This is a genomic window from Kitasatospora brasiliensis (genome assembly GCF_032654805.1).
GTDB lineage: Bacteria > Actinomycetota > Actinomycetes > Streptomycetales > Streptomycetaceae > Kitasatospora > Kitasatospora brasiliensis.
Genome location: NZ_JAUOOW010000003.1, coordinates 564,819 through 577,046 on the forward strand (window position 1 = coordinate 564,819; position 12,228 = coordinate 577,046).

Sequence of the window (12,228 nt, forward strand, 5' to 3'; positions counted from 1 at the left end):
GCCGTTGACCAGATCATATGAAGTTAGTTTAGGCTAACCTAAGTAAGGCGTTCCGGATCCCCGAGGAGCTCTCCACCCCATGCCCGCCGTCGAAGCCCAGACCGCCGACATCCCCCTGCTCGCCGCCCAGGCCGCCGTCTGGTACGCCCAGGCCCTCGACCCCGCCAGCCCGGTCTACAACACCGGTGACGCCGTCGAGATCACCGGCCCGCTCGACGAGGAGCGGTTCGAACAGGCGCTGCGGCAGGCGGTGGACGAGGCGGAGGTACTGGGCGCCGTCGTCGTCACCGGCTCGGACGGCACGCCCCGCCAGCGGTTGCGCCCCGGCCGCCCCTGGCCACTGCACCGTCTCGACCTGCGCGCCGCCGCCGACCCCGCTGCCGAGGCAGAGGCTTGGATGCGCGCGGACCTGGCCCGCCCGGCCGACCTCGCCGAAGGCCCGCTGTTCACCCACGCGCTCATCCGCCTCACCGAGGACCGCCGGCTCTGGTACCGCCGCATCCACCACTTCGCCGTCGACGCCTACGCATTGACCCTCCTCGGCGAGCGGGTCGCCGCCCTCTACGCCGCCCGCACCACCGGCGCCGAACCCGCCCCGGCCCCCGTCGCCCCGGCCCCCTTCGCCACGCTCGCCGAGGCCGCCGCCGAGGAGACCGCCTACCGCGGGAGCGCCGAGTACGCGGCCGACCGCGCCCACTGGTCCGCCCGGCTGGCCGACGTCGACACCCCGGCCACCCTCCCGGGCACCCCCGCGCCCGCCGTCAGCGACGTCACTCCCGAACCGTCCGCGCCGCTCCGCCTCACCGCCGACCTCCCCGCCGGCACCCGTGACCGCCTGGAGCGCGCCGCCGACGCCGTCCGCGCCACCTGGGCCGAACTGCTCCTCGCCGCCACCGCCGGCTACCTGCACCGCCTGACCGGCACCCAGGACGTCGTCCTCGGCCTGCCACTCGCCAACCGCCGTGGCCCGGCCGCCCTGCGCACTCCCGTCGCCGCCGCCAACGTGCTCCCGCTGCGCCTCACCGTCCGCCCCGCCGACAGCGCCCAGGCCCTACTGCGCGCCGTGGTCCGCGAGTTGCGCGCCGTCCGCCGCCACCAGCGCTACCCGCTGGAGGACCTGCGCCGCGACCTCGGCCGCACCGGTGACCGCCGCGCCCTGTTCGGCCCGATGGTCAACATCAAGGCCTTCGAGAGCGACCTCGACCTGGCCGGCCTGCCCGGCACCGTCCGCAACCTCGCCGCCGGACCGGTGGACGACCTCGCCCTGAACGTCTCACCCGGGCCGGAGGGTTCGCTGCGTCTGGTCCTCGATGCCGACCCGGCCCACCACGGCGCCGCCTCCCTCGCCACCCACCGGGACGGCCTGCTGCGCTACCTCGACGCCCTCGCCGACCTCCTGCTCACCGACCCGCAGACGCCCATCGCCCGGATCGACCTGCTCGACCAGGGCGGCCTGCGCCGCGCCACCGAAGGCCGTACCGAGCCGGCGGTCGAGCGGACCGTGCCCGAGCTGTTCGCCGCCCAGGCCGCCCGCACGCCGGATGCCGTCGCCGTCCGCTCCGGCCCAGCCGCGCTGACCTACCGGCAACTCGAAAGCGCCGCCAACCGGCTCGCCCACCGCCTGGCCGCCCTCGGCGTCCGAGCGGGGGCGCCGGTCGCGATCGCCCTGCCGCGCGGCACCGACACCCTGGTCGCGATGCTCGCCGTCCTCAAGGCGGGCGGCGCCTGCGTCTCGCTCGACCTCGCCCACCCCGCGCCGCGCCTCGCCGCCGTGCTGGCCGACGCCCGACCGCTCTGCGCCGTCGGCACCGCGGAAGCCCTCGCTGGGCTCGACCTGCCCGAAGGCCTGACCGTCGTCCAGCCCGAAGGCCTGACCGTCGTCCAGTCCGTCGTCCAGTCCGTCATCCAGTCGGGGGAGGCGGGCGCCGAGCCCGATCAGGCCCCTCCCGCTCCCCAACTGCAAGACCCCGCCTACGTGTTGCACACCTCCGGCTCCACCGGTCGCCCCAAGGGCGTGGTGGTCACCCACGCCTCGCTGGCCAACCTGTGCGCCGGCCTCGGCGAGGACCACATCGCCCCCGCCCTGCGCCGCACCGGCCGAGACCGGCTGCGCGTCGCCCACAGCGCCTCGTTCGCCTTCGACGCCTCCTGGGACCCGGTGCTCTGGATGGTCCACGGCCATGAACTCCACCTGCTGGACGACGCCACCTACCGCGACCCGGCCGCCCTGGCCGCCTACCTCGACCGCGAGCGCATCGACTACCTCGACCTCACCCCCTCCTACCTCGAAGTCCTGCTCGCCGAAGGCATCCTGGACGAGGGACGGCACCGCCCGTCCGTCCTCGTGGTCGGCGGCGAGGCCACCCCGCCCGCGCTCTGGCAGCGCCTGACCGCCGTCCCCGGCCTGCACCCCGTCGACCTCTACGGCCCGACCGAGACCACCGTCGACGCCTACGCCTGGACCCCGGGCCCGGACGGCGCCCCGGCCGGCCGGGTGGTGCGCGGCTCCCGCGCCTACGTCCTGGACGGCTCGCTGCGCCCCGCGCCCGACGGCGTCACCGGCGAACTGTACGTGGCCGGCGCCTGTCTGGCCCGCGGCTACCTCGGCCGCCCCGACCTCACCGCCGAACGCTTCCTCGCCGACCCGTTCGGGCCGCCCGGCGGCCGGATGTACCGCACCGGGGACCTCGCCCGCCGCCGCCCCGACGGCACCCTGGAGTTCCTCGGCCGGGCCGACGACCAGGTGAAGATCCGCGGCTTCCGGATCGAACCCGGCGAGATCGCCGCCGTCCTCGCCGAACTGCCGGGCGTGGCCCAGGCCGTGGTGATCGCCCGCCCCGGACCGCAGGGCAAGCGCCTGCTCGGCTACGCCGTCCCCGAGAGCGGCGGCGCCCCCGAGAACGGCAGCGCCCCCGAGAACGGCAGCGCCCCAGACCCGGACGGGCTGCGCGCCGCGCTCGCCGACCGGCTGCCCGCGCACATGGTCCCGGCGGCCGTCCTGCTGCTGGACGAACTGCCGCGCACCGCCCACGACAAGCTCGACCACCGCGCCCTGCCCGAGCCGGCCGCCGCCACCGCCGGAAGCGCACCGGCCACGCCCCAGGAGGAACTGGTCTGCGGCCTGTTCGCCGAGGTCCTCGGCCTGCCGCAGGCGCCGGGCCGGGACGCCTCCTTCTTCGACCTCGGCGGCCACTCGCTGCTCGCCGGCCGACTGGCCGCCCGGCTGCGGGACACCTTCGCCGCCCCGGTCGGCTTCGCCGACGTGTTCCGGCAGCCGACCCCGGCCGCCCTCGCCGCCCACCTGCGAACGGCCGGTGCGCCACAGGCGCGCCCCGCCCCGGTGCCGGTGCCGCGCACCGAGCGGATGCCGCTCTCGCCCGCCCAGCGCGGCCTCTGGTTCCTGCACCGCCTCGAAGGCCCCAGCCCCACCTACAACATCCCGCTGGCGCTCACCCTCACCGGTCCGCTCGACCGGCGCGCCCTCACCCTCGCCCTCGGCGACCTCGCCACCCGGCACGAAGTCCTGCGCACCGTCTACGGGGAGGAGTCGGACGGCACCCCGTACCAGCGCGTCCTCCCGCCATCGGCCGTCGAACTGCACGACGGGTCCGCCGAGTTGACGGAAGCCGTCCGCCACGCCTTCGACCTGGCCGCCGAACCGCCGCTGCGCGCCACGCTGTTCAAGAGCGACGAGCCGGAGCGGCACACCCTGCTCCTGCTGCTCCACCACATCGCGAGCGACGGCGCCTCCACCACCCCACTGCTGCGCGACCTGGCCGCCGCCTACACCGCCAGGTTCGCCGGGCGCACCCCCGCACTTCCCCGGCTCACCGTCCAGTTCGCCGACCACGCGGCCTGGCAGCGGGAGCGGCTCGGCACCGCAGACGCGCCCAGTCCGCTCGCCGTCCGGCAGGCGGAGTACTGGCGCACCGCGCTCGCCGGACTGCCCGAACAGCTGGAACTGCCCACCGACCGCCTCCGCCCGGCCGTCGCGGGCCACCAGGGCGCCACCGTGCCCTTCACCCTCGGCGCCGAGGCGCACGCCGCCCTGGCCGGGCTCGCCCGCGCCGCCGACAGCACCGTCTTCATGGCCGTCCAGGCAGGGCTCGCCGCCCTGCTCACCCGGCACGGCGCCGGCACCGACATCCCGGTCGGCACCCCGCTGGCCGGCCGCGAGGACGAGGAGAGCGCCGCCCTGGTCGGCTACTTCGTCAACTCCGTGGTGCTGCGCACCGACACCTCGGGCGACCCCACCTTCAGCGAACTGCTCGCCCGGGTCCGCGCCACCGTGCTCGCCGCGCACGAGCACGCCGAACTGCCCTTCGACCGGCTGGTCGAGGAGCTCAACCCGGCCCGATCGCTCGCCCGCCACCCGCTGTTCCAGGTGATGCTCGCCTGGCAGAGCCGCCCCGACGAGCGGACCGCGCTGGGCGGCGGCCTCACCGCCGACATCGCCGCGATCCCCAGCGGCACCGCCAAGTTCGACCTCACCCTCAACGCCGGCGAACTGCCCGGCGGCGGCATCGGCGGCTTCCTGGAGTACCGCACCGACCTCTTCGACGCCGACACCGCGGCCGCCCTCGCGCAGCGGCTGAACCGGCTGCTCACCGCCGCCGCGACCGCCCCCGACACCCCGATCGGCCGAATCCCGCTGATCAGCGAGGAGGAACGGCTGCGCGCTCTGGTCGAGTGGAACGGCGCACCCGCCCCCTCCCGGCCCGCCGCACCCGTCCTCGCCCAGCTCGCCGCACCCGTCCCCGCCCAGCCCTCCGCCACCCTGCCCGAGCTGTTCGAGGCAGCGGCCGCCGCCAACCCGCGCGCCGTCGCCGTCACTTGCGGCGACGAACAGCTCGACTACAGCGAACTCGCCGCCCGAGCAGACCGGTTGGCCCGACTGCTGGCCGCCGAGGGCATCGGCCCCGGCACCATCGTCGCGCTCGCCCTGCCGCGCTCGCTCGAACTCGTCGTCGCCCTGCTGGCGGTGGCCAAGTCCGGCGCCGCCTACCTGCCGCTCGACCCCGACTACCCGGCCGACCGGCTCGCCTACATGCTGGCCGACGCCACCCCGGCCGCCCTGCTCACCGACCGGGCCACCGCACCCCGGCTGCCCGCCCACGAGGTGCGCCGGCTCCTGGTCGACGGGCCGGAGTCCGAGCACCACCCGGCCGTCCCGCTCGCCCAGCACGAGCGCACCCGCCCGCTGCGCGCCGAGGACACCGCGTACGTCATCTACACCTCAGGCTCCACCGGCCGGCCCAAGGGCGTGCCCGTCACCCACCACAACGTGGTCCGGCTGTTCGGTGCCACCGACCACTGGTTCGGCTTCGGTGCCGAGGACGTCTGGACGCTCTTCCACTCCTACGCCTTCGACTTCTCGGTCTGGGAGCTGTGGGGAGCCCTGCTGCACGGCGGCCGACTGGTCGTTGTCCCGCATCTGGTCAGCCGCGACCCGGCGGCCTTCCTCGAACTGCTCGCCCGGGAGCGGGTCACCGTGCTCAACCAGACGCCGTCCGCCTTCTACCAGCTCAGCGCCGCCGACCGGGACCGCCCCGGCAGCGAACTCGCCCTGCGCTACGTGGTGTTCGGCGGCGAGGCGCTCGAACTCGCCCGCCTGGACGACTGGTACGAGCGGCACGCCGAGGACGCGCCCACCCTGGTCAACATGTACGGCATCACCGAGACCACCGTGCACGTCTCCTACATCGCCCTCGACCGGGCGAGCGCCGCCGCCGGGAGCAGCAGCACCATCGGCGTGAACATCCCCGACCTGCGGGTCTACGTGCTCGACCAGCACTTCCAGCCCGTCCCGCCCGGCGTCACCGGCGAGATGTACGTCGCCGGGGCCGGCCTGGCCCGCGGTTACCTCGGGCGCCCCGAGCTGACCGCCACCCGCTTCGTCGCCGACCCGTACGCCGAGCTCTTCGGCGAGCGCGGCACCCGGATGTACCGCTCCGGAGACCTCGCCCGGCGCCGCGCCGACGGCGCGCTGGAGTACTTCGGCCGGGCCGACCAGCAGGTCAAGCTGCGCGGCTTCCGGATCGAACTCGGCGAGATCGAGGCCGTGTTGGCCGCCCACCCGGCCGTCGCCGACGCCGCGGTGGTGGTCCGGGAGGACGCGCCGGGGGACAAGCGGCTGGTCGGCTACGCGGTGGCCACCGGCTCCACGCCGGATGCCGAGCCGCGCGTCACTCCGGAAGAGCCGCACGTCACTCCGGACGAGCCGCACGTCACTCCGGAAGAGCCGCGTGTCACTCCGGACGAGTTGCGCGCCCACGCCGCCGCCGAGCTGCCCGCCCACATGGTGCCCTCCGCCGTCGTGCTGCTCGATCGCCTCCCGCTGACGGCCAACGGCAAGCTCGACCGCCGGGCCCTGCCCGCCCCCGAGGCGCCCGCCGCAGGGGCCGGCCGCCCGCCGCGCACCCCGCGCGAGCAGCAGCTGTGCGAACTGTTCGCCGAGGCCCTGGGGTTGGCGTCGGTCGGCGTCGAGGACGACTTCTTCGCGCTTGGCGGCCACTCGCTGCTGGTCGTGCGCCTCGCCGGGCGGATCCGCGAGGTGCTCGGCCTGGAGGTCGGCATCGGCGCCCTGTTCCAGGCGTCCACGGTGGCCGCCCTGGACACCGCCCTCACGGCGGGCGCGCCGGGAGCCGACGCCCTGGACGTGCTGCTTCCGCTGCGGCCCGCCGCCCCCGGCCGGCAGCGCCCGCTGTTCGCCGTCCACCCGGCCGGCGGCCTCAGCTGGTGCTACACCGGCCTGATCGGCAACCTGCCCGGCGAGGTCCCGATCTACGGCCTCCAGGCCCAGGGCGTCGGCGCCGCCACCGCCGCCGAGCCGCTGCCCGCGACCCTGGAGGAGCTCGCCGCGCACTACGCCGACCGGCTGCGCGAGGTCCAGCCCGAGGGCCCGTACCGGCTGCTCGGCTGGTCCACCGGCGGGATCATCGCGCACGCGGTGGCCGTCCGGCTCCAGGAACTGGGCCAGGACGTCGAGTTGCTCGCCGTCCTGGACGCCTACCCCGCCGAGGGCTTCCGCGAGCTGCCCGTCCCCGACCAGGCCGAGGCGCTGGAGGCACTGCTCACCATGGGCGGCTTCGGTCCGGCCGACCTGGACGGCCGCCCGCTCGAACTCGGCGCCGTCACCGAGCTGTTGCGCCGCGAGGGCAGCCCGCTCGCCGGGCTGGACGAGGCCACCGTGGCCGCGCTCAACCGGATCTACCTCAACACCAACCACCTGGTGCGCGGCTACGACCACCGCCGTTTCGACGGCGACGTGCTGTTCTTCCGCGCCACCGTCGACACCATCGACGACACCCTGGTGCCCGAGCTGTGGACGCCGTACGTGTCCGGCCGGATCGCCAACACCGACGTGGCCTGCTCGCACAAGGACATGACCCTACCCGACCCGATCGCGCACATCGCGAGCGTGATCGCCGACCACCTGGAGAAGACGTCCGATGAGTGACGCCCCCACCAACCCCTTCGACGCCGACGGCACCTTCCTGGCGCTCGTCAACTCCGAGGGACAGCACTCCCTCTGGCCCGTCTTCGCCGCCGTCCCGGCGGGCTGGTCGGTCGCGCACGGCCCGTGTGAGCGGGCGGCCGCACTGGAGTGGATCGCCGCGCACTGGACCGCGCTGTGACCCCTCCGGCGGCCCAGGCCCCGGCGCGCCCCCTGTTCGCGGGGCGCGCCGCGGTGGTCGTCGTCTACACGGCCGCGATGTGCATGAACGGCCTGGACTCGACGATCGTCAACCCGGCGCTGTTCACCATCGCCGAGGACTTCGGCCGCCCGGTCTCCGCCGCCAACGCCGTGGAGACCGCCTTCCTGGTCGGCCTCGCCCTCGGCCTGCCGGCGGCCGGCTGGCTGGGTGACCGGTACGGCGTCAAGCGGGTCTTCCTCGGCTCGCTGGCCGCCTTCACCCTCGCTTCCGCGCTCTGCGCGGCGGCCCCCGGCCTGGGCGCGCTGTCGGCCGCCCGGGCCGTCCAGGGCGTGGCCGGCGGACTGCTCACCCCGGTCGGGATGACCCTGCTGTTCCGGGCCTTCGCCCCGCACGAGCGGGCCGGCCTGGGCCGCATCCTGATCGTCCCGACCGCGCTGATGCCCGCCCTCGGGCCGCCGCTCGGCGGCTACCTCGCCGAACACCTCTCCTGGCACTGGCTGTTCCTGGTCAACGTGCCGGTCGGGGCGGCCGCCGTGCTCATCGGGCTGATCGGCCTGCGCGGCGAAGCGGAGCCCCCGGTCGGCCGCTTCGACACCACGGGCTTCCTGCTCGCCACCCCCGGCCTCGGACTGCTGACCTACGCCCTCGGCTTCGGCCCGGTGCACGGCTGGACCTCCCCGGGCGTGGCCTTCGGCGGACTGCTCGGCCTGGCGCTGCTGGGCGTCGCCGTCCGCCGCCAACTCCGGCACGCCGAGCCGCTGGTGGACCTGCGGATGCTCGCCGACCGCACCTTCGGCGCGGCGAGCCGACTGGCCCTGCTGACCTCGGCCGGCCTGATGGGCGCGCTGTTCGTGCTGCCGCTGCTCTACCAGGCGACGCGCGGCGCCTCGGCGCTCGACGCAGGGCTGAGCGTCTTCCCGGAGGCGATCGGCTTGATGGCCGCCTCCCAGGTGGTCGACCGGCTGCTGCCGAGGCTCGGTCCGCGCCGCCTCGTCCTGCCCGCGCTGCTGCTCGCGGCGGTGGTCATCGGCCTCCTCGGCTTCGCCGAAAACGCCTGGGTTGTAAGGGTGTTGATGTTCGGGGTCGGCCTGATCCTGGGCACCGCCGTGCTGACCGTCCAGATCGCCGGCTTCGCCGAGGTCCCGTCGCCCGCCATGGGCCGCGCGATGGGCCTGTTCACCATCCTGCGCACCCTCGGCGGCGCCCTCGGCATCGCCGCCACCGCCGCACTGCTCGGCGCCCTCGGTGACACCACCGGCCCGACGCCCTACCGCCTGGCCCTCCTGCTCGCCGCGGCCCCGGTGGCCGTCGGCGCCCTCCTGGCCGTCCGCCTCCCGGCCGAGGCCCCGGGCCCGCCGCCGGAGGACTGAGACTCGGCTGACGGTGGTGGTGGTCCGCTCGGGCACGGCACGCGCCCGAGCGGACCACCATCACGGCGGGTCAGCCGACATGGTTGGCATTCCGGAGGCTGAGCGGACCATCGGACCGGTGTCGTGCACGCCCCACCCGCGCCACCCCTGCCGCGCAACGCGCCACCGATCCGCCGAGCCTGCGGCGCGGGTCGCGGTACCGTGCCGGAAGCACCGGAGGAGAGCGCATGAACCTTGAGCACTACCACCTGCTCGAAGAGGCCCGCCGTCGTCTGCCGGACGGCTACAAGGCCGAGTTGTCCGGCGACGTCATCGTGATGCAGGCTTCGCCCTCGCCGATCCACCAGCTCAACCTGGCGATCGTCCAACGCCAATTCGAAGCGCACTGCCCCACCGGCTACTTCCCGACCGGGAACAGCGACGTCTCCTCGCCCGAGGCCGGATCGGTGCGCAACCCGGACCTCACCTACCTGCCCGAGGACGTCATCGAACTGGGCCGCGAGATCCCGGCCGAACTGGCGCTGATCGCGGTCGAGATCGTCTCCCCGTCCAGCCCCGACAACGACTGGACGGGGAAGGTTCGCGACTACCCGCGGATGGGCTTCCCGCTCTACCTGATCGTGGACCCGCGGCAGAAGAGCGTGACGCTGTTCTCCGAGCCCGACCGCGACCGCTACCACACCCGTACGGAGCGGGAGTTCGGCGGCAGGATCCGCATCCCCGGGCCGTTCGACTTCGAACTGGACCTGGCGCGGCTGGTGCCCTACCGGGACTGATCGACGGCTCGACCGACGGCTCAGTCGTGTGGCCAGAGGATCAGGTCGTCCAGCGGGTACCGGCGCGGCTCGTCGCCGAGTTCGGCGACGGCGGCCCGGATCCGACGCAGGTGGGCCGGGGTGAGCTGGAGCGGCGGCTCGTCGGGCTGGTAGGTGGTGCGGATCGGGTAGTCCTGGCCCGGCTCGCGGGTCATCTCGATGTGGCAGCCGAGCACGTATGTCACCGGGTGGCTCTCGGTGAAGGCGACCAGCCGGTCGATGGTCCGACCGAAGGCCGGCCAGTCGTCGATGTACAGCCGGCCCGGGTAGACGGTGTCGCCGGTGAGCAGGAAGCCCGTCCACGGGTCGTAGTAGGTGACCGACGCCCGGTGGTGCCCCGGGGTGGCCAGGCACGTCAGCACCCGTCCGCCGCCGAGGTCGACCGGGGCCTGCGCTTCCTCGTCCCGGTCGAAGCCGAAGTGCGGCCAGGCGGTGGCGAGTTCCGCGCCGATCAGGGTGGTCGCGGGCCGGTCGGCGAACTGGCCGTCGCCCGCGACGTGGTCCCCGTGTCCGTGGGTGTGCAGGACCAGCAGCTCGTAGTCGGACGGGAGCCGGTCGTTGCGGGCGAGCCACTTCTCCACCAGCTCGTCGACCGTCGCGCGCAGCGGGAAGTACGCGGCCTCGGCCGTTGCCCCGGTGTCGATCAGCACCGCCCGATCCGCCCCGAACAGCAGGAACAGGAAGGGCGCTTCGTAGTTGATGGCCTTGTTCTGCCGGAGGATGACGGTGTGCTCGTCGTATTCGTGGACCTGGATCTCCGGGTCCGTGTTGTGCCTCGCGGACGGGGAGCCGTGGATCCACCGCACGTCCAGCGGACGGGCGGTCGGTCGGCCGGCAGCGGTCATGACGCCTCCAGAGTGCGTCGTCTTGGCGGGCCGGGTACGGCGCACATCTCGTCCGGGGCCGACGCCGCTGCGCAGCCACGGTGACGCTAGCACGCGTCGGGAGTCGGACCGGAGCGTGACCGCCGGTCCGGCGGGGGCCGGACCGGCGGTCAGTGGTCAGGGGAGCCGCCTCAGAGGGTGATCCGCCAGCGCTGGTTGTCGTTGCCGTTGCACTGCCAGACGCCGAGGACGGTGCCCGCGGTGGTGGGGCTGGTCAGGCAGCCGTTGTCGTATCCGACGATCTCGTACTTGCCCCCGCTGACCGGACGCAGGGTCCACTTCTGGTTGTCGGTGCCGGCGTAGTTCCACAGCTGGGTGAAGTAGCTGGTGCCGTCGACGACCCGGGAGCGGTCGTTGTTGAAGTCGAGTGCCTTGGTGTTGTTCAGGAGCGGGCTGATCCGGTACCGGCCGTCGCTCAGGCGCTCCAGGTTCCAGCGCTGGGCGAGGTCATCCGCCTTGTAGCCCCAGGTCATGACCCGGGTGCCGTCGCCGGTCGCCGAGTTGGCGATGTCGGCGCTGTACCCGGTGTGGGCGTTGACGATGCCGACGTTGCCGGTGGGCAGTTGGAGCGGGGTGCCGTTGGAGGTCAGGTACGGGCTGTTGGCGACGTTCCAGTGGGTGGCGAGGTAACTGCCTGGCGCCGGGTTGGGGTTGAAGTACATGTCATGGGTGCAGTCGAGCAGGTTGGCGCCGTCGTGGCAGTCCGGGTCGGCCTCGATCATCTTGCCGGGCGGGTTGGGGATGGAGTGGTCGTCGTAGCACAGCAGGTCGCCGTAGACGTAGCAGTGGCCGGCGGGGGTCGAGTACTTGGCGGAGGGGTTGACCGCGCCGAGCGAGTGGGTGAGCTCGTGCACGTCCACGTCGCGGTTGTCCCAGCAGCCCTTGATGCCGGACAGCACGAGGCCGGTGCCGGTGGCCGAGTTGCCCTGGTCGGGCCGGTCGTCGATGCCGCGCCAGGTGATGCCGCAGATGGTGTTCTCCACCCAGCTCAGGTACTTGCGGTTGCTGTTGTTGTAGCCCCGCTTGTCCATCTCGGCGCGCACCGTGTCCGGGCCGCCGTTGACGGCCGCCTGCGGCAGCACGACGGTGTCGATGGTCGGCTCGCAGGTGGACGGGTTCTGCACGAACCGGACCTCGCGGTGGCCGCCGAAGGGGTCGGAGGAGGACGCGAAGCGGAAGTTGAGGTTGGTGATGCGGGCGCGGAACTCGGGCAGCAGCTGGTTGAAGCGGTCCGGGTCGGCATCGCCGCGGATGTACAGGAGTTGGACGCGCTTGCCGCTGACGCCGTCGCCCTCACAGGCGACGGCGGCGCTCGCGGCGGCGGGGGCTTGGCGGCCGGGCGAGGTGGCGGGCAGCTCGTTGTCCACGAACGCCTGCTCGACCGGGCGGGCTGCGGTGACGGCGGCGGGGCTGCCTCCGTCGGCGACGGCGGGAGACTGGAGGACGGCGGCCAGCAGGCCACCGGTCAACGCTGCTCCGGTCAGTGCACGCATCAGACGGG

6 protein-coding genes and 1 riboswitch are annotated in these 12,228 nt (G+C 74.1%); of the genes, 4 read left to right on the plus strand and 2 right to left on the minus strand.

Annotation, left to right across the window (positions count from 1 at the left end):
- The first annotated feature begins 79 nt into the window (after positions 1 to 79).
- The 4 genes from QWJ13_RS14660 to QWJ13_RS14675 all read left to right on the plus strand — a co-directional run bounded on the left by QWJ13_RS14660 (position 80) and on the right by QWJ13_RS14675 (position 9,804).
- Positions 80 to 7,459, plus strand: a complete 7,380-nt coding sequence (locus tag QWJ13_RS14660; RefSeq protein WP_316524594.1) for a non-ribosomal peptide synthetase — start codon at positions 80 to 82, stop codon at positions 7,457 to 7,459.
- Positions 7,452 to 7,637, plus strand: a complete 186-nt coding sequence (locus tag QWJ13_RS14665) for an MbtH family protein (protein ID WP_316524598.1) — start codon at positions 7,452 to 7,454, stop codon at positions 7,635 to 7,637. Before QWJ13_RS14660 ends, QWJ13_RS14665 begins: the two co-directional genes overlap by 8 nt.
- Positions 7,634 to 9,028 (plus strand): DHA2 family efflux MFS transporter permease subunit, encoded by a 1,395-nt coding sequence (locus tag QWJ13_RS14670; RefSeq protein ID WP_316524601.1) that lies wholly within the window; start codon positions 7,634 to 7,636, stop codon positions 9,026 to 9,028. The genes QWJ13_RS14665 and QWJ13_RS14670 overlap by 4 nt, the downstream gene beginning before the upstream one ends.
- A gap of 227 nt (positions 9,029 to 9,255) precedes the next feature.
- Positions 9,256 to 9,804, plus strand: coding sequence for a Uma2 family endonuclease (locus QWJ13_RS14675; protein ID WP_316524605.1), 549 nt, complete (start codon positions 9,256 to 9,258; stop codon positions 9,802 to 9,804).
- Positions 9,805 to 9,824: 20 nt separating this feature from the next.
- On the opposite strand, the gene QWJ13_RS14680 is transcribed toward QWJ13_RS14675, so the two are convergent.
- Together QWJ13_RS14680 and QWJ13_RS14685 are read right to left on the minus strand one after the other, a co-directional pair.
- On the minus strand, positions 9,825 to 10,688 hold the full coding sequence (locus QWJ13_RS14680) for an MBL fold metallo-hydrolase (RefSeq protein ID WP_316524607.1): 864 nt from the start codon (positions 10,686 to 10,688) through the stop codon (positions 9,825 to 9,827).
- 11 nt (positions 10,689 to 10,699) lie between these two features.
- Positions 10,700 to 10,770, minus strand: a riboswitch (guanidine-III (ykkC-III) riboswitch).
- A gap of 88 nt (positions 10,771 to 10,858) precedes the next feature.
- A complete protein-coding gene (locus tag QWJ13_RS14685; RefSeq protein WP_316524610.1) occupies positions 10,859 to 12,220 on the minus strand; it encodes an RICIN domain-containing protein in 1,362 nt (453 codons plus the stop codon).
- Between the last annotated feature and the right edge of the window lie 8 nt (positions 12,221 to 12,228).

Bases quoted from the DNA above. Each gene is read 5' to 3' on its own strand.
- QWJ13_RS14665 (WP_316524598.1), top strand. From the start codon at position 7,452: ATGAGTGACGCCCCCACCAACCCCTTCGACGCCGACGGCACCTTCCTG.
- QWJ13_RS14685 (WP_316524610.1), bottom strand. From the start codon at position 12,220: ATGCGTGCACTGACCGGAGCAGCGTTGACCGGTGGCCTGCTGGCCGCC.
- QWJ13_RS14680 (WP_316524607.1), bottom strand. From the start codon at position 10,688: ATGACCGCTGCCGGCCGACCGACCGCCCGTCCGCTGGACGTGCGGTGG.
- QWJ13_RS14660 (WP_316524594.1), top strand. From the start codon at position 80: ATGCCCGCCGTCGAAGCCCAGACCGCCGACATCCCCCTGCTCGCCGCC.
- QWJ13_RS14675 (WP_316524605.1), top strand. From the start codon at position 9,256: ATGAACCTTGAGCACTACCACCTGCTCGAAGAGGCCCGCCGTCGTCTG.